Origin of the sequence: Vibrio hangzhouensis, from assembly GCF_900107935.1 — a bacterium.
Lineage (GTDB): Bacteria > Pseudomonadota > Gammaproteobacteria > Enterobacterales > Vibrionaceae > Vibrio > Vibrio hangzhouensis.
The window spans coordinates 1-19026 of the sequence record NZ_FNVG01000031.1 but is presented as its reverse complement, the minus strand read 5'-3'; the positions used below and the strand labels follow the sequence as shown (position 1 = coordinate 19026).

General features: G+C 47.2%; 14 protein-coding genes. 6 read left to right on the top strand and 8 right to left on the bottom strand.

Going from position 1 to position 19026, the window contains the following annotated elements:
• The first annotated feature begins 200 nt into the window (after positions 1-200).
• Positions 201-1571 (top strand): L-serine ammonia-lyase, encoded by a 1371-nt coding sequence (locus C4S60_RS20675; protein ID WP_103882194.1) that lies wholly within the window; start codon positions 201-203, stop codon positions 1569-1571.
• A gap of 47 nt (positions 1572-1618) precedes the next feature.
• Here C4S60_RS20675 and C4S60_RS20670 read toward each other — a convergent pair whose 3' ends face one another.
• Positions 1619-2221, bottom strand: coding sequence for a response regulator transcription factor (locus C4S60_RS20670; protein WP_103882193.1), 603 nt, complete (start codon positions 2219-2221; stop codon positions 1619-1621).
• A gap of 42 nt (positions 2222-2263) precedes the next feature.
• Complete coding sequence (locus tag C4S60_RS20665) at positions 2264-4066, bottom strand: sensor histidine kinase (protein WP_103882192.1); 1803 nt, start codon at positions 4064-4066, stop codon at positions 2264-2266.
• A gap of 170 nt (positions 4067-4236) precedes the next feature.
• Here C4S60_RS20665 and dsrO point away from each other — a divergent pair, with 170 nt between their 5' ends.
• The 4 genes from dsrO to C4S60_RS20645 all read left to right on the top strand — a co-directional run bounded on the left by dsrO (position 4237) and on the right by C4S60_RS20645 (position 10406).
• The gene (dsrO, locus tag C4S60_RS20660; protein WP_103882191.1) at positions 4237-5001 is read left to right on the top strand and encodes a sulfate reduction electron transfer complex DsrMKJOP subunit DsrO; all 765 of its coding nucleotides are present in this window, start codon (positions 4237-4239) and stop codon (positions 4999-5001) included.
• Positions 4998-6113, top strand: coding sequence for an NrfD/PsrC family molybdoenzyme membrane anchor subunit (gene nrfD / locus C4S60_RS20655; RefSeq protein WP_103882190.1), 1116 nt, complete (start codon positions 4998-5000; stop codon positions 6111-6113). The genes dsrO and nrfD overlap by 4 nt, the downstream gene beginning before the upstream one ends.
• 4 nt (positions 6114-6117) lie before the next feature.
• Positions 6118-9210, top strand: coding sequence for a tetrathionate reductase subunit A (locus C4S60_RS20650; protein ID WP_103882189.1), 3093 nt, complete (start codon positions 6118-6120; stop codon positions 9208-9210).
• A gap of 179 nt (positions 9211-9389) precedes the next feature.
• Complete coding sequence (locus tag C4S60_RS20645) at positions 9390-10406, top strand: c-type cytochrome (protein ID WP_103882188.1); 1017 nt, start codon at positions 9390-9392, stop codon at positions 10404-10406.
• 63 nt (positions 10407-10469) lie between these two features.
• On the opposite strand, the gene C4S60_RS20640 is transcribed toward C4S60_RS20645, so the two are convergent.
• The 4 genes from C4S60_RS20640 to C4S60_RS20625 form a co-directional block, all read right to left on the bottom strand.
• Entirely contained in the window at positions 10470-11489 is a 1020-nt protein-coding gene (locus tag C4S60_RS20640) for a YcjF family protein (RefSeq protein WP_103882187.1), read from the bottom strand.
• Positions 11486-12859: a YcjX family GTP-binding protein gene (locus C4S60_RS20635; protein ID WP_103882186.1), complete on the bottom strand. Its 1374-nt coding sequence runs from the start codon at positions 12857-12859 to the stop codon at positions 11486-11488. Before C4S60_RS20635 ends, C4S60_RS20640 begins: the two co-directional genes overlap by 4 nt.
• Positions 12860-12973: 114 nt before the next feature.
• Positions 12974-13159, bottom strand: a complete 186-nt coding sequence (locus tag C4S60_RS20630) for a hypothetical protein (protein WP_103882185.1) — start codon at positions 13157-13159, stop codon at positions 12974-12976.
• 97 nt (positions 13160-13256) lie between these two features.
• On the bottom strand, positions 13257-14777 hold the full coding sequence (locus tag C4S60_RS20625) for a fumarate hydratase (protein WP_103882184.1): 1521 nt from the start codon (positions 14775-14777) through the stop codon (positions 13257-13259).
• Positions 14778-14958: 181 nt separating this feature from the next.
• Between C4S60_RS20625 and pabB the strand changes: the two genes are divergently transcribed.
• Positions 14959-16329: an aminodeoxychorismate synthase component 1 gene (gene pabB / locus C4S60_RS20620; protein ID WP_208623292.1), complete on the top strand. Its 1371-nt coding sequence runs from the start codon at positions 14959-14961 to the stop codon at positions 16327-16329.
• On the opposite strand, the gene C4S60_RS20615 is transcribed toward pabB, so the two are convergent.
• Positions 16315-18012 (bottom strand): ATP-binding protein, encoded by a 1698-nt coding sequence (locus C4S60_RS20615; protein WP_103882182.1) that lies wholly within the window; start codon positions 18010-18012, stop codon positions 16315-16317. The two genes, pabB and C4S60_RS20615, sit on opposite strands and share 15 nt — an antisense overlap.
• A 7-nt stretch (positions 18013-18019) precedes the next feature.
• On the bottom strand, positions 18020-18559 hold the full coding sequence (locus tag C4S60_RS20610; RefSeq protein ID WP_103882181.1) for a heme NO-binding domain-containing protein: 540 nt from the start codon (positions 18557-18559) through the stop codon (positions 18020-18022).
• Between the last annotated feature and the right edge of the window lie 467 nt (positions 18560-19026).

Here is a 19026-nt window from a genome sequence, read left to right as displayed (position 1 = left end):
TCAAACACATATAAAGTTAGTAAAACTGCACTTTAATCGCAGATCCTGCTACTAATAGGGCAAAATTAGACCACATAACATCATCACTTGTGGCACAATTCAATATAATGTAAACATATGGTTAACAAACGACACCATCCAGAGAGCGGTGGTTCAGGTCAGTCTCAATCAGACAAACACTAATTACAGAGAAGGTGAGCATGCTTTCAATATTTGAGATATATAAGATAGGCGTCGGCCCTTCGAGTTCGCACACAAATGGTCCAATGATCGCTGGCTACCAGTTCACAAAGTTGATCGCTGAAGATCTTGAAAAGGTGGCACGAGTTCAAGTTGACCTCTACGGTTCCCTATCACTGACAGGAATTGGTCACCATACCGATCGTGCGACGATTCTGGGTCTTCTCGGAAACAAGCCAGATACGATTAAAATTTCCAGTGCTAACCAGGCGATGAGAAAAGCGATCGATGAAGGTGAATTGCCTCTTTCAGGCACGCACAACATCGCATTCAACTACAAAACCGATATGCTGTTTCATGAAGAGAACCTTCCTCTCCACGAAAACGGCATGACCATCTCTGCTTTTGATAGCAAAGGTAGTCGTATTGGTTTTGAAACCTATTACTCAATCGGTGGCGGTTTTATCGCTACAGAGCACGAACTGCAACACGGTAAAAAAGAACAAGAAGTAGCTGTCGAATTCCCGTTCCAAAGCGCGGATGAAATGCTAGAACTGGCAGAGAAAAATGGATTGAGTCTGGGTGGAATGGTGCTCCGCAATGAGCTTGCTTTTAAAGCTCTTGAGGATATCGATGAAAAAGCTGAGCAGATCTGGCGCGTCATGACGCGCTGCATGGAGCGTGGCTTTGAGACCGAAGGGATTCTTGATGGTGGTCTCAATGTGACTCGCCGCGCCCCTAACCTGTTGAAAAAACTCGAAGCCAATGCGGCTATTGAAAATGATCCAATGGAAATCATGGACTGGATAAACCTGTTTGCGTTTGCCGTCAGTGAAGAAAATGCGGCCGGCGGTCAAGTCGTCACCTCTCCGACAAACGGAGCAGCAGGCGTGATTCCAGCGGTATTAATGTACTACCACAGATTCATTAAAGAGCTCGACACCAAGCAGCTCAAAGATTTCTTAGCCGTATCGGGCGCTATCGGTATTCTATATAAAACTAACGCCTCTATCTCTGGTGCCGAAGTCGGCTGTCAGGGTGAAGTGGGCGTATCGTCGTCAATGGCGGCGGCCGGTCTGACAGCATTGCGCGGTGGCAGCAATGAACAGATGTGTATTGCAGCCGAGATTGCCATGGAGCACTCGCTTGGTATGACGTGCGACCCTATTGGCGGTTTGGTTCAGGTTCCTTGCATTGAGCGCAACGCCATGGGTGCAATGAAAGCAATCAACGCTTCACGCATGGCACTAAAACGCACCAGTAAGTGTCTCATCTCTTTAGATAAAGTCATCGATACTATGTATCAGACAGGTAAAGATATGAACAAGAAGTACCGTGAGACGTCACAAGGTGGCTTGGCGCTAATTCATTTGGCTCCGCCTTGTGAATAACACTCAAGAATCGGACAAGCCCACGTATCTCATTATCGTGGGCTTGTTTACTCAACTAACCCGTACACATAAGCCAATTCTGCTACAGTACGGGCTGAGAATTTTTTCATCAAGCTTGCTCTGTGAACCTCAACTGTTCGTTCTGCGATGCACAACTCATCGGCAATAGAACTGTTTCTCTTACCAGCAATCAGCAATCTGAGAATGCCCAACTCTCTGTTGGTCAGGCTATCCAAGGCTTCTTTGCCCGCTAGCAGTCTTGCATTGACTTCCGATTGATACAGGGCTTCCCTAATCGCTGGCAACATGGTTGCGGCCCGAACAGGTTTTTGGAAAAAATGGACGGCACCTAGCCTGAGCGCCGATACCGCCATAGGCACATCACCATGCCCGGTGAGAAAAATAACCGACAACGGGCTGTTTTTCTCTGCCAATATTTGATGAACCTCTTGCCCCATCAACTCAGGCATTCTGCTGTCCAGAATCACACAGCCAGGCTCATGAATCGAGGCTTGAGAAAGAAAAAGCCGACCATCATCAAAACTTGCCACATTAAAGTCATATTCTGCCAGTAGCAATTCCAGAGAATCGCGCACAGATTCATCATCATCAACAACATAAATAGGCAGACTCTTGTTCAATTTCAACATCACCTATTCTCCGCTCGTCACATCTTTGCCAATACTGGTTTGTCACACAGCTTCGTCCAATCCCGGTAGTGTAACGGTTACCTGGCATCCGTGCGGTGATTTGGAGCAAATTGTTAAGGTTCCCTGATGTTTCTCTATGATATCACGACAGATTGTCAGTCCTAATCCCAGCCCGTCCTTTTTACTCGTTACCAACCCTTCCAAGGGACGCTCTACTTTTAATCCGGTGCCATTATCGATAATGGTAACTATTAGTTTGGGGTTAGAATACTCAACCTGTATCTTAACTGTTGCCTCGTAGTTCGAGGCGAGGTATTGTTGATGAAACAACTTGCATGCATCCATGCTGTTGTTCAATACGTTGATAATGACTTGCTGAAGACCGACTGCGTCTCCTTGTATGTCGAATTTTTTCCCGCAAATCACGACTGAAAGCGCTACCTTCTCATTACGGATCCGATTTTGCAGTAAGTCGACACTGTCTCTGACTATCTGGTCAATATCACAATACTCTTTCACTACTGGCTGGTGTTTTATCAGAGCCCTCAATCTCTGAACAATTGCATCTGCCCGGTCGACTTGCTTTTGAACTTTTTCCAGCAATGGAAGTACCTCTGCCGATGGTTTCTGTTTTTCAACACGAAGTGCAACCCCTTCACAGTAATTCCGAATAGCAGCAAGAGGCTGATTCATTTCATGGGCCACGCTTGTACCCAATTCACCAACAATCGACAGACGTTGGGAGTGCTCCAGAAATTCACTCTTTTCTTTCAACCGAAACAGAGTCTGCTCAAGCTGTTTCTTGCTTTTGCTAAATCTAAACTCAAGCCAAAAATGATAACCATTGAGAACAATAACCAGCACAAACAATCCCCAGGCCCACTGTTGGCGCTGACTTAGCCAACGATAAGCATCAACCCACCAGGGTTGCTGGAGTGGATGTAGGTCTAATGCCTGATAAAGTTTGTCAACCGATAGGAAGCTCACTGGCGAAGTCCAACCTGAAGCCCCTAAGGCGTGAAGAGGTTTACTCTCTGCTGGCATCGCCAGAAGAAACTGAGTCATGACTTTTGCCAGCGTCTCTGAACCTGTTGGCGTTTTCGCAAAAGACCAGTTTGGATAAAGTTGAGTGGAAGCCTGACAATGAAATTGTGCATGTGGTTTTAGGTTGATGACACGATAATTATCTTTGTTCAATAACCCTTCGACTGACATTTTTTCAAGCAAACATGCGGGAACCACCGAGGCTTTGACGACATCATCACGCAACTGATAGAGGCTCGCATCTATGGGAAAACCGAGGAAGCGGACATCGGCAAAAAAGCGACTCGTATCGATCCCCATTTGTTGGAGTTCGTAGCGCATCGTTAGGAAACCGCCAAAGGCATTCTGAGAAACAGCAGCGATGGGCAACCCAAATAGGTCTTGTACCGAATGATAGGGCGAGTCCTTTTTGACGATTAAAGCAGTACCGATGCCATAGTTTGTATTATGGGGTGCGCCACTGGTAAGTGTCGCCAACCACGAAAATGCATACTTTCGACCTAACTGTACGGCTTGACCCGGGTTAGTTAATACAAAGTCCAGTTGCTCCTTTTCTACCGCTTCAGCCATACCTCTCAAGTCATGAGGGTGCAATTCAAATGTCACTTCTGGAATACGCTGGGACAACCAATCCAAGGTCGGCTGCCATCGAATTTGTGCGTCCATACTGCCGCGAATCGCCAGTACGCCCACTTGGACCAACTGCTGATCTGGCGGTAGTTCTTCTTGAGCATGGCTGGAAAAGAGAGTGAATGAAAGCAGAGCAAAAACAAACCGTTGCTTCCAATTACTGATGCGCATTTAGCTTTCCCTTCTGGCAATAGTGCACACAAAGCATACCAGTAACTCCCCATGCTATTCCCTTGTTTCAGATCAAGAATGACTAGGATATGTGGAAATCCACAATTTTTTCATCCTTCCTGATTTCTGACAATGAACAAGTCAACCCAGTAATTCAATTAAGGTGAACTATGGACTCCTCCAAGAGACGCTTTTTAGGTGCACTCACCACCGGGGCTGCACTCATACCCGTGACCGGTGTAGGTGTCGCCGCCGCGGACACCGTGATTCGCAACAATCAATCTGACGACCGACAGGGATTAGCAGGAAGAAGATACGGCATGGTTATCGACCTTCGCCGGTGTGTGGGGTGTCAGGCCTGTACCGTCGCATGTGGCATTGAAAATCAAACACCAATCGGTCAGTTTCGAACCTCAGTAAAACAGTATGATGTCGTATCAACGGATACGGAGAACCAACCGCAATGTCAGGCTGTCATGTTACCGAGGCTTTGCAACCATTGTGAAAATCCGCCATGCGTCGCGGTATGTCCTGTTCAGGCTACTTTCCAGCGAGAAGATGGAATTGTCATGGTTGACAACAAACGCTGTGTTGGTTGCGCCTACTGCGTACAGGCCTGCCCCTACGACGCCCGGTTCATCAATTCACAGACACTAACCGCTGACAAATGTACGTTTTGTGCCCACCGCATCGAACAAGGATTACTGCCCGCCTGTGTCGAAACCTGCGTTGGCGGTGCCCGGGTTATTGGCGATCTCCACAATCCCGATAGCACCATTAACCAACTTCTCGAAGCCAATAAGGACAATATTCGGGTACTTAAACCCGAGCAGGGAACAAAACCACATGTTTTCTATATCGGCCTTAACGAACACTTTGTCACCCGCATCGAAGGCAGTAGCGCCATCTACCAAACTCAAGGAGAGCACCAATGAAAATAACTGAAGTGTTAATTACTCCTCAAGAAATAGCCTGGCTCCCCTGGGCGGCTCAGTATTTCTTCTATATTGGTGGTGCCTATGCAGCTTCCATACTCTTTCTGATAGCGCTGATTTGGAGGGAGAAAACCAGTCATCTGTTGAGAACCTCACTGGTACTCACTATGGCCATCAGCGCCATTGTCGGAGCGCTCGCCCTGAGTGCGGATTTGCACCAACCCGCCAGAGCATGGCATTTCTACGCACATTTTACACCGTGGTCGTGGATGTCACTCGGCTCCATTTTCCTTCCTCTGTTTTGTGCTCTGTCTGTCATTACCGCGTGGCTTTATTTGAGAGACGACTTAGTTGCCATCAGAAACTCACCAAATCAAGCACTTAAATTTGTGGGCCATTTAAGTTTTGGGTCTTGGAAGACCACTCATCGCCAGTTGCTCTTTGTTGCGTTAGTCACCATGCTTTCTGGCTTAAGCATCGCTCTATACACCGGGGCTGAAGTGGCGGTGATAAAGGCGCGGCCTTTATGGAATCAATCCGCCTCACCATTGCTTTGGTTTGTCACTGCCTTTTTGTCAGCCATCGGCTTTAGTCTCATCCTTTGCCTGCTTCAGGCCGGAAAACGACTCCGCACCACGTTCAATCCATGCGATATGCTACTGATAACTCGCACGCTCAAGGTCACTGGTGTACTGGCCATCATCTTGCTGTCAATATGGGCCTCTAACGATCCCATGTTTCATGTCTATTCTCAGCCAACCTGGTTTTACTACCTGATGGCGCTGTATCTATTGTTTGTTTTGTGTGCACTGCTGCCAACATCGACCACTCTGCTTCCCAAGTCGCTTTCGGGCACAATACTCACTGCCGCAATGACATTAGGTGCAGCATGGATGACGCGTTGGGTAACGCTAATGGAAACACAGCGCATCGCAAAATATGATGCAGGCCTTTACCCTTACGAGCTTCCTGTCGGCACTGCTGGATATTTGGGAATACTCGGCATGCTCGGACTTTGGTGCACATTTGCTCTCATCACCAGTGAGCTAACCCGTGTGCAGCACTCACACCAAAACCCTTCTTCACTTGCTAACGAACAATTCGAAAGGTAATTCTATGGACAGCAAACGTCGTCAACTTCTTAAATCCGGGCTGGCTGTCGGTGGCCTTGGAGTCTTCGCTGCAGGTTATTCCACGACCGCAAAACATACGGTAGATGGGGCAGTCAATGGTTCAGCTGGTCAATCAACGGATCATCATCACCACGGTAATTCCCTCGTACCAGAATATCGTGTCACTAACGACAACAACCTCACGGCCAATCCCGCTCAAAGAGTGAGCCCGTCGATGTGTTTTGGATGCTGGACTCTATGCGGTGTGAGAGCGAGAATTGACAATCAAACCGATGATATTCTCAGAATCGCAGGCAATCCTTACCATCCACTATCACAAAGTCATCAACTACCGTTCGAAACGCCTGTAAAACAAGCGTATTTGTCACTCTCCGGGGAGTCGGGACTGGAGCAACGCTCCACCGTCTGTGCACGTGGAAATGCCATGTTAGAACTGCAAAATAGCCCCTATCGAATTACCCAACCCCTTAAACGGGCTGGTAAGCGAGGTGAAGGAAAGTGGCAACCCATCAGTTATGAGCAGCTCATTACAGAGATCACCGAAGGTGGTGACCTATTTGGTGAAGGTCAGGTAGAGGGGCTCCGAGCCATTCGTGATGTCAAAACCCCGTTAGATGCACTCAACCCGGAGTACGGTCCCAAAGCGAATCAGTTGCTGGTAACAAATGCCGGCAATGAAGGACGTGATGACATCCTGAAACGATTTGCCTTGAACAGCTTTGGTACACGTAATGTGGGTCACCATGGCTCTTATTGCGGTTACGCGTTCAGAGCCGGTAGTGGTGCGTTGATGAATGATCTAACCAAATTCGCCCATCTAAAGCCAGATTTCGAACACACTGAATACATTCTGTTTATTGGTATGTCGGCTGGTCAGGCGGGTAATCCGTTCAAAAGGCAAGCGCGACTGCTTGCCGAAGCTCGGGCCAAAGGTCAATTACAGTACACCGTTGTCACGCCATCAATGCCTGCAGGATCGATGAACCTCTCGACCAAAGAGCACAATGACTGGCTAGCCATCAAACCCGGCAGTGACTCAGCTTTAGTCCTGGCAATGATGCAGTGGATGTTTGATCACCAACGATATAATCAAACATTTCTAGCACAACCCGGTCCCTTGGCGATGAAACGAGCAAAAAATGCACACTGGTGTAATGCGACACACCTTGTCATCAGTGACCCTGATCACCCGAGAGACGGAAGCTTCCTCAGAGCCTCCGATGTTGGTCTGCCCTATTCTGGGAAACCACGCTCGGATGGCGACCCCTTTGCAGTAGTAGACGCTCTCACTAATACCCTGTCTGTGCATACTCAGGAAGGCGAGGCCGTTCTTTTCGTCGATCAAATCATCAACCTTAACGGGGCTTCTGTCGCCGTCAAATCTTCTCTGCAACGTCTGCGTGAAGAAGTAGACAAACATGACCTCAGTTTTTACAGCCAGCAGTGTGGCATTACTGAAGAAAAGATAATCGAACTTGCTGAGAAATTTACCAGCTTTGGAACTAAGGCCGTCGTGGACACGCATGGTGGAAATATGCACACCAATGGCTTCTACAATTCCTACACCATTCTGATGCTCAACGCACTCATAGGGAATGTAAATTTAAAAGGTGGCGCCATGGCCAAAGCCGGTGGATATCCGACTTCGGCCAAAGGTCCTAGATATGACTTCACCGCTTTTTCCGGAAAAGTGGGCCCTAAAGGGGTATTTCTATCCCGAAGTAAGTTTCCTTATCAAAAAACCAGCGAGTATAAACGTCGTGTCGCCGCCGGCGAATCACCTTATCCAACACGAGCTCCGTGGTATCCCATTTCTGCGCCGCTGCTTACTGAACACCTGTCAGCAGCGATCGATGGTTATCCTTATCGGGTAAAGGCCTGGATAAACCACATGGCCAACCCCCTCTATGGCGTACCCGGATTGAAGACATTGCTTGAAGATAAGCTCAAGGATCCCAAACAATTGGGCCTGATTGTTTCCATCGACGCTTTTATTAACGAAACCACGGCACTGTCTGATTACATCGTTCCCGATACGATTAGCTATGAGAGTTGGGGAATGGCGACCCCATGGCATGGCGTACCGACAAAAGCCGTGACGGCTCGGTGGCCAATCGTTGAGCCCAGAACCCAAAAATCGCCAGATGGCAGACCGATCAATCTGGAAAACTTTCTGATTGATCTAGCCAAAAATCTAGGACTTGGAGGGTTTGGAACAAAAGCAATCAAGGCTCAGGACGGCACTTGGCACGATATTCACAGTGCAGAAGACTACTACTTACGTTCAGCTGCTAACCTTGCCTTTGCTAAAGGCTCCGTTCCCAATGTTTCGGCCGAAGACATTTTCTGGTCCGGTCTGGATCGTTTGATGCCTGCGATGAATAACGCCTTGTCGCCAGACGAGGTAAAACGCGTCGCTTTTATCCTCGCCAGAGGGGGACGCTTCGAAAACGCATCACAGGCTTATCAAGAGGAGCAAATGAAGCACAAATGGATGAAGCCCTTAGCGATTTGGAATGAGAAAGTTGGCACCTCAGTGAATACCATGACAGGTGAGAGATACGTCGGTTGCCCCACTTGGCACCCGCAACGCTTGAGTGACGGTACCCCAATGGAATCACGCTATCCGACAACAGAGTGGCCGTTCTCGCTGACTAACTTTAAATCCAACATCCACAGCGCGGTTTCCAATCTCTCGCCAAGGTTACAGTCGATAAAAGGGACCAATCCGGTCTATATTCACTCTCAGGATGCAGCGATTTATGCATTGAAGAGTGGAGATTCTGTGATTATCGAAACACCCAGCGCCTCGCTAAGGGCACAAGTGTTGATCATCGATGGTATCAGACCTGGCACGCTTGGCTTCGAACATGGATTTGGGCATAAAGAATTAGGGCAGCGTGCCCATTGGATTGGTGATAAACAACAGCCAACAAAACTCCATTCAGAGGATGGTGTGAATATTAATGAGATTGGACTTATTGACCCTACCCGGCAGGGAAAGGGGGTACTGTTAGACTGGGTGGTCGGTGCTGCATCACGTCAGGCACTACCCGCCAGAATTCAAAAAGCGTAACAATCTAGTTATCGTCGCCCTTAACGTTGGTTAGGGCGACGGTTTGTTTCGATGACCCGACACATTTTGGGTTTAAGATCACACTCACATTCTCCATGTGGATTTCCACAATAGTGACACCTCGCCAATACCCATAAAATTAAAATGGTTATTAACAATTCACTGAGGAGTCCCACGTCATGAAAATAATATGGCCCATCGTTTTATGTTCCTTCTCTGTACTTGCCAGTGCCCCAGACCCCGAGGATTATCCCGCGCTTTTTGAGTATAAGTGGTTACCACCATCGATGTCATCTTTGACTGACAGTGAACGACAGGTTGTCGAGTACGGCAAGTCGTTATTAACTCACACTTATAAATATTTAGGTCAAAACGCTGAAGTACCCTACTCAGGAAATAAACTCTCATGCACCAGTTGCCACCTTAGCGAAGGGACGAAACCCAACGCCGGTCCATTCATTGCTGTCAGTAAAAAATATGCGGGAGAAGGGCTTTACAGTTCGCGTACTGACGAATATCGAACACTACCCATCAGAATCAATGGCTGCTTCCAGCGTTCAATGAATGGAAGTGCGCTCCCTCAAGAAAGTGCTGAAATGCAGGCTATGGTCGCTTACATGGAATGGCTAGCAACCGGATTGCAGGTAGAAGACTGGAAATCAGTTCCTAGTCTTGGAATGGGGCCAGACCTTGAACTGCTATCTCGCGCTGCTAGCCCTAATCGTGGCGCTGAAGTCTATAAAGACGAATGTGAGACTTGTCACGGAGAGAACGGTGAAGGTCGTTGGGATGCAGACGAACAGAAATATCGTTATCCCGCGTTATGGGGCCCAAATAGCTTTAACAATGGAGCAGGGATGAACAGACTTCGAACAACGGTAAAATTTGTCAAACATAACATGCCTTACGGCAAAGAAGACTTAACCGATAACGAAGCTTGGGATGTATCAGCCTATATCGTCTCCCAGTCTCGCCCATTGTTTGCTAATCAATTATCTGACTGGAGCGGAACCAGTCCGGACGGTACCCCTAACTGGAAGAAAAAGAAAGTCGACGCATTTTACCCCAACCTCTATCCAAGAGCGGATGGCACAAATGACTTAACCCAACCTCCTTATTTTCCTGTGGAGCAACATAAATTTGGTCCCTATCAAGAGATGCTCGATCTTCAACAACAGCTGATCGCGGAACAATAATACCCAGCAAGGACAGGGAATTTCCTGTCCTTGTCTAATTATTACTACTCGGCTAATCGTCGGCTAACTCAACTTGCTCTTCAAGCTTTCCAATACAGACTTACGAATTGAGCCTAGTTTTGGGCGTTCCTCACTTGGAAACGGAATTGGTCGCATTAAACTAATAGTCTTCAAACCCAAGCGAGCTGTTAGCAGACCCACACCTAAACCTTGCCCTGCCCTTGCCGACAGCTTCTCGGCCAGGTTCATCGACAGGATATCGGCACTCGACTCTATCGCCAGCTCACTGGCACCAGCCAGAGCAATATTCATCAACACCAGTTTGAACAGCTTCAATCTAGACCAGTAGCCCAGCTCTACACCATATATTTCCGAAAGTCTGTCTATCATTCTGAAGTTGCGCCAGGCGATCAGCAGCATGTCAGCAATCGCGAGTGGACTTAGAGCCACCAAAAGTGCCGCTTCTCCCGATAACCGGGAAACCGCAGCGAGTGCCTGTTTATCCTGCTCTTTTATCACCATCGACTGGTACATATTAAGCACTTCGGCATCACTGTGCGCGCTGTGTATACTATTCTTCCAGCGATCAAACGCTGGGTTTTCTGGCTGTACACCGGCTTGTTGAGCAAGCTTTTGGCAAAACCTTTCTCCCTGGCCGACACCGTCATTTTCAATCAGAGCCTCAGCCTGCTCCTGAACAGAGAAATGATCTTTCAGTTTACGAAGTTTGTAGAGCTCTTTACCCAATGCGCCTATACCCAGAGTCGCGATAACCGTTACAAGCGCTGACCAACCTAGGGAAAGGTAATCTCCCGTATTAGCCGCCGTAATCACATTATCTATCGCTTGCCACCCGACAAGTCCGGTAAACGTCGTCAACAGGCTCGTCGCAATCCACCCCTTCTTGCCACTACCTTTAACGACCTGCTCTAACTCGACCTCATTTTTGTGCTCGGTTGCAATCTGCTCTACCGGTACAAACGTCTCTTCAGCTTCAAATAATTTCTGAGTATTTACATCAGTCGCATCCTCCTTAATGGACGCTTCATCAGTAAATACTTTTCTACCTTTAAAATCACTCATCGAAGCTTATCTCCAATCAAATATTGCAGAGCCTTATCAAGGCGAATGTGCGCACAAGGCTTATCGCTTGCCCCTTCAAGAGGTCGAAACGAGGTAAACTCAAAACGATTATCTTGCCAGTACTCAGGTTTAGGCAGTCGCGCCGGGACATCCCCCGGATACAAGGTCATGGTTTCGTTATCCAGTGTTGTCCCCCTCAGTGCAGCAGAGCTTTCACTTCCCTTACCGACAAAACCGGCCTCCGTGGCGCGAATGGAGGCAACACTCATACAACTCATCTCAATATTCTCGAATGCCGTCTCTTGCCAGGCCGGGTGCACCATTTGTTGTAACAGACTCACCAAATTGTTGTGTTGGTCCGGAGTCACATGATCGGCCTTAGTTGCGGCAAACAGAATTTTATCAATACGCTGTGCGAACAATCGACGCAGTAGATTCGACTGTCCATAACGAAAACTTTTCATGATCTGCTGAAGCGCTTCTTTCATATCATGAAACGCCTCATCACCAGCCATGAGTGGCTGTAAGCAGTCAACAAGAACAATTTGACGATCAAAGGTAGCAAAATGATTCTTGTAAAACTGCTTCACCACTTTGCTCTGATACTCTTCATAACGCCGTTTCAACATTGCGTAGCCACTAGTTTTGCTGGTCTTTTCTAGCGGTTCTTTACAAGGGAAAAATTGCAGAACTGGCGCACCAGTTAACTCTCCCGGCAACACAAAACGTCCCGGTTGAACCCAATGCAAACCTTTGTCTTTACACGCATACAGGTAGTCAGTGAAGCTTTGAGCGATGTCTGCTATGGCTTTTTCATTCTGTTCATCTTTTGCATCGAACTGCTCCAATTTGGCTAACCATGTCTGCGCGCACTCGAGCCTGATGCCTTTCAAACCTTCAAATTGCATTTCACTCCACTGTTCAAACGTCAGATCCATCAACGGCAAATCCAATAGCCACTCGCCAGGATAATCAATGACATCGATATACAAGGTCGACGTCTTACTCAGCAGACGTTTCGCACCCTTAGCTGGCTTATATTTTACCGCAAGACGTATTTCACTGACGTCACGGGTAGGCTGCGGCCACTCTGTTGGCACGGAATGCAGTTGATCCATGGCATCATCATAAGCAAAACGGGGGACCATCAAGTTGGATTGTGGTACCCGCTTGGCGCCAACCAATCGCCCTTCCCTAGCGCAATCAAGCAATGGCAAATTATCGTGGGTAGAAGTGTGTAACAGTTGGTTAACGAGAGAGGTGATGAACGCGGTTTTTCCAGCTCTTGACAGGCCTGTGACCGCGATTCGGACATGAGAGTCCATGCTGCGATGCAGGAGATCTGATACTTCTTGACCAATACGGTTCATTCAACGTGCTCCGGTGAAATTAATAACTTTATTTTGCACTATACGAGATTAACGAAACATGAACAAAAAACCCCTGAAACTGTTCAGGGGTTTGGATATCAATAGTGAGCAGAGTTAATCTTCTTCTATTAGCTTATAGATAACGAAAAGCGCAATCTCCAGAAGCACCGTCAGTGCACAGGTCATGGTCACATACTTCTCATTGAAGATACTAATGCCGTGTAAAATCAGATCGTAGCCAACGAAAAATCCCACTACTAACAGTACCGCTACTTGCAATATTTGTATAAATCGAGGCATATGAGCTCTCTCCTTCGTTCTTTTTATTCAGTATACGCCTGAATTATAGATAAAAAAAAGCGAGTATGTTTTCACACACCCACTTTTTATTGTCGCTTTAAGAGGCTTTTTCAGCTTCGGCGATTTTTACTTTCCAGGTATCTGGACCAATTTGGTGAGCATTCGCACCACTCGAGTCCACTGCGACGGTTACGGGCATATCTTCAACCTCGAACTCATAGATCGCTTCCATACCCAGATCTTCAAACGCCACGACTTTCGCTTTTTTGATCGCTTTAGCTACCAAGTATGCCGCGCCACCAACAGCCATCAGATAGACGGCTTTGTGGTTTTTGATCGATTCAATCGCTGCTGGACCGCGCTCTGCTTTGCCAATCATTCCTGTCAGGCCAGTTTCGGACAGCATCATCTCAGTAAACTTGTCCATACGCGTTGAGGTTGTCGGGCCTGCAGGGCCTACCGCTTCATCACCAACCGCGTCAACGGGGCCAACGTAGTAGATAAATTTGCCTTTAAAGTCGACACCTTTTGGCAAGCCTTCACCACTCTCCAACATCCCTTGAATACGTTTATGCGCTGCATCACGACCTGTCAGAATTTTTCCGGTAAGCAATAGTGTCTCGCCCGTTTTCCACTCTTGAACGTCTTGTTTAGTAATGGTATCCAGGTTGACCCGACGTGTATTTTCGCCAGCTTCCCAGGTAATATCTGGCCACTCTTCCAGTTTTGGTGGAGTCAGCTCTGCCGGCCCCGAACCATCAAGCGTAAAGTGAACGTGACGTGTCGCGGCACAGTTTGGAATCATGCACACAGGCTTAGAAGCGGCATGAGTTGGCGCGGTTTTGATTTTTACATCAACAACAGTTGTCAGGCCGCCAAGCCCCTGAGCACCAATACCTAGCTTGTTTACCCGGTTAAAAATGTCCAGACGAAGTTCTTCTTCTGCATTCGAAGGGCCGCGTTCAATAAGCTCTTGAATGTCGATATGCTCCATCAAGGATTCTTTCGCTAATACTGCCGCTTTCTCGGCGGTACCACCGATACCAATGCCCAACATACCTGGTGGACACCAACCGGCTCCCATCGTCGGCAGTGTTTTTTCTACCCACTCAGCGATGTCATCTGAAGGGTTTAACATTACCATTTTAGTTTTATTTTCTGAGCCGCCGCCTTTCGCCGCGATCTGAATTTCAACCTTATCACCTGGCACCATATTAATATGTACGACTGCAGGCGTGTTGTCTTTGGTGTTGATGCGTTTACCAGCGGGATCCTTAAGCACCGAAGCACGCAGCGGATTGTCTGGGTTGGTATAAGCCTGACGAACGCCTTCATCGATCATCTCTTGAACCGTCAGCTCCGTGTCCCATTGAACATTCATTCCAATGTTTACGAAACAGGTAACGATCCCCGTGTCCTGACAGATCGGTCTGTGACCTTCTGCGGACATGCGGGAGTTAATCAGGATCTGCGCGATCGCATCTTTCGCCGCTTGGCTTTCTTCCTTTTGATAAGCTTTGTCTAGGGCTTGAACAAAGTCGAGGGGATGGTAATACGAGATGTATTGCAATGCATCAGCGACACTGCTGATAACATCTTCTTTACGAATAACCGCCATTGAATACCTCTTTTGTAATTTTAGCTTCCAGTCTGACGGGCTTGCTATTCCGTGATCTATACCGGCTTAACACGCAGTATTTTCAGGGATAATTGCCCGACTTTTTATTGTGAAAATATGATACTCTTGCTTTCCACTATGCGCCATGAGTGCGACAACGTTTCTGTCACAATTTAAGCAAATGAACAAAAAACAAAGCCAATCTATTCAATTCATTGACATTCCATACTATCCAGAGCTCGCAACAGAGCGCTTTGCGACTATTGAGCAGCTCCCCTGGTCAATGCTACTCAAGTCCTCAACGACTCCACATGAGAACAATCGCTTTGATATATTGGTGACCAAACCTATTGCGACAGTAGAGTCATTCGAAAATGAATCGGTAGTAACAGTAAATGGTGAGCGTTCGACCTCAGACGAAGACCCGTTTGTATTGATTAATCATCTGATTGACACCTTGATTGGCTATACCGACGAACATAGTGAGTGGCCCTTCATTGGGGGTGCTGCGGGGTACTTTGCGTACGATCTTGGACGACGAGTAGAACGCATCCCAACTATTGCCGCTGATGATATTGAAGCAGCCGATATGGCAGTGGGTATCTACGACTGGGCGCTCATCGTCGATCATCAACAACACAAAGCCACCATAGTGGGTAATAATTGCGAAGAGCACCACCAATGGCTTACTTCACAAACGCCGCCAGACGAGGCACCGTTTCGCTTAACATCGGATTGGCAGTCCAACATGACAGAAAAAGCCTACCAGCAAAAGTTCGATTCAGTGCAGAACTATTTGCATGCAGGTGACTGCTATCAGATCAATCTGGCTCAACGACACACCGCTGATTATCTTGGCAGTGAGTGGCAAGCCTTCTGTAGACTGGATACCCAGAATCAGGCACCCTTCAGCGCGTTTATCCGGACAGAGCAAAGTGCCATCCTAAGTGTCTCTCCAGAGCGTTTTTTGCAGCTCGAGCACGGGAAGATTGAGACCAAACCTATTAAAGGTACCCGACCACGCTCCAATGATGCTGAACAAGACCAACGCTATGCCGAACAACTCCAAAATGCGACAAAAGATCAGGCTGAAAACCTGATGATTGTTGATCTGCTGCGGAACGACATTGGTCGTGTGGCCACACCGGGCAGTGTTCAGGTTCCCAGACTTTTTTCCATCGAGAGTTTTCCTGCTGTGCACCACCTGGTCAGTACCGTTACCGGCGTGCTCGCCCCTAAGTATAGTGCCACGGATCTACTTAAAGCATGCTTCCCTGGCGGCTCAATTACCGGCGCCCCGAAGGTACGTGCCATGGAAATCATCGAGGAACTGGAACCACATCGACGCAGCGTTTATTGTGGCAGCATTGGCTATATCAGCGCCCATGGCGTTATGGACACAAGTATCACCATAAGAACGCTTATAGCCAAAGAAGGTAAAATACACGCCTGGGCTGGAGGAGGTATCGTGGCAGATAGCGAATGCAGCTCAGAATATCAGGAGACATACGACAAGCTTGGTAAAATACTACCGGTCTTAGCGAACCTGTAAGCTCTCGCTGCTCGCCCACTTAGTGAGCGTCAAGGTTAACTCTTGAGCGGTATAAGGTTTTGATAATATGTCATCCATCCCTACCGCATAACATGTTTGACGCTCTTCAAGCGTTGTGCCCGCAGTCAGCGCAATGATGGGGTTGGTATAATTAGATTCACGCAAACGACGGGTGGCTTCAAAGCCATCCATGACCGGCATGCGGCAGTCCATGAAAATAATGTCGTATTGCCGTTTCGCTGCCCACTCTAGCGCCTGAGCGCCATTAACAGCCAGATCGGCCTTTATTCCCAGCTTACTGAGCATCTTGGTGATCACTATCTGGTTCATCTTGATATCGTCAACAACCAATACGTTAAGTGCTGAAAGGTCGGATGCAGGTTCCTTGGGGTTGGCTTGTTGTATTACATCGGCATTGTGCTGGATAAACATCAACGGAAGAATCACCCGAAAAGTGGTACCTTCTCCTAACCGACTGTCCAAGGCAATTTGTCCGTCCATCAATTCCACCAGACGTTTACAGATAGCCAAGCCTAAACCTGTACCTTCATAATTTCGCGTACTGGACCGGTCTACCTGAATAAATGGCTGGAAAAGGGAGCGCTGCGCCTCACTGCTAATTCCGATTCCTGTATCCGAGACTAAAAATTCTACATCACTGTCCCTAACGATCGCGTTCAGCTCTACTCTCCCCTGATCGGTGAACTTAATCGCATTACCTATCAAGTTGACAAAAATCTGTGTCAGACGCTCCAAATCTCCTTGGATTAATCGACCCGATAAACTGTCCGCGTTGATCGAGAAACTTAGCCGCTTTTCGGCTGCCTGATGTTCGAAAATGCTTCGTAGCGTCGATTCTAGCGTGTTCCAATCAAAAGTGGTTTCAATGAGTTCCAACATCCCTGCTTCGATCTTACTAAAGTCCAACAGGTCGTTTATGATGGCTTTTAATAGCTGTCCTGAGTGATTTAAGTTTCGGTGGAGATCTTTTTGTATTTCTGTTAGACCGGTATCAGCAAGTAACTCAGCGCTACCTAACAAACCGTTGAGTGGGGTTCTTAGTTCGTGGTTAATCATCGCCAAAAACTCACGGGTTGAACGCTCTGAAGCCTCAGCCCTTTCCTTTGACTCAACTAAACGCAAGTTGATCAATTGTCTGGAAATAGAACCGGTCAAAAGTTCACAAATCAAGGACAGTTGGCTGCGAACAAAGCTGTTGTTATATTCATTGTTGGCAACAGTTGCCATCAGTTTTCCAACTCTATTTTGCTCAACCTGAATAGGGATAGTTATAGTAGCAACATCCTCGCATTCAAAGTGTCTGGAGGTAGTAATTGATGCGGTCGAAAGTGTGGGCAGTAATTGGTCTTGAAGCTCTATCGAGCAACTAACATTACTCGATATGTCTTCGATATGTTTCACCAAACCATTTAATAACACATCATCAAGATTGCTTCTTAACAGAGTTTTACCAAAGTAGATAAGGATGCGCTCAATTTTCTGCTGAAAATGCAGCTTCTTAAAGCTAGCCTGAGACCGTTTTTCGACCTGAATCAGCGCGACTTCAAGCTTTTGATTGGCATAGTACAGCTCTAGACTTTTTGCCTCTAAAAGTCGTTCTGCTTCTTTACGTGCCGCGATTTCTCGTTTGAGCTTCCTTTCAATGGCTTGACTGCTGGTCATAGTACTCTCACGATACAGTTAGATTAAACCGAACGAGGCTGCCATCCTCCATCTGGGGAGTCATTTGAACACGAACGCTTTCACCAAAATGCTCCGCACACCCCTCTATCAAACCTAAGCATACATTCGACATACATCTCGCGCTCTGGTAATCCATTATCATTTCCGTTTCTGTCTCACTTATGAAATCGAACTGGGGCGGATGCGCATCCGAATAGAGCTTCTTAACCTCTACATGTATGTAATCTTCTACGTGACGGAGAAACTGAAACGTGGTCGAGCTTGTGCCAATGCTCGCGGTTGGAGGAATGGAAGCGAGTAGCGTCTTGAATACGGTTTTACCAAATACCTGTTGTAATGTCGTAGCGTCAATGTTGGTTTTCTTACTTAAATTCACGATCAGTTTGACCAGGTCTTTATGGTCATAGCTGCCGACGGCGGTATAAATACCCTCATCACCGGACATTTCCAACACCTCATCGAGAACTTCCAGCCCAAACTGTTGTTCAACTAACTCCATGAATTCGGTAAAAATAATGCCTTTCATACTATTTTCCTTTGTTCCCTAAAGATTTCCGTATCAAATTATTGCCTTCGCCTTTCTTTAAGTTTTAGAACAAAACGACCACTATTCCAACTACTGATCGTTTGTAATCAAATAGCTATATACTCAAGTGACCTCAAGATGTAGGACTCAGAGCTTCATCAAGGTGTTCAGTTCAAGGAAAATAGTTGAAGGAATGGCTATTCCCTTTCGAAGCTATTTGACGCAGAAATGGGCACCTTGATGAGCTCCCAAAGGGCGAGTTTTCTTGGCTTATATGCTTTGTTAGCGATTTTCGATTTAGAGCCACTAGATCTTCAAATCACTGCCGCGCCTAGAAGCCAAGTAATTCTCGCTGAACAAGCATCTTGAGGTTACTTGAGTATAGTGCCCTATCAAGGCTATAGTGCAGTGAGGCGAGTATCTCAATTGGAATGGCAACGGCAATATTTACATATTCAACAGCGTCG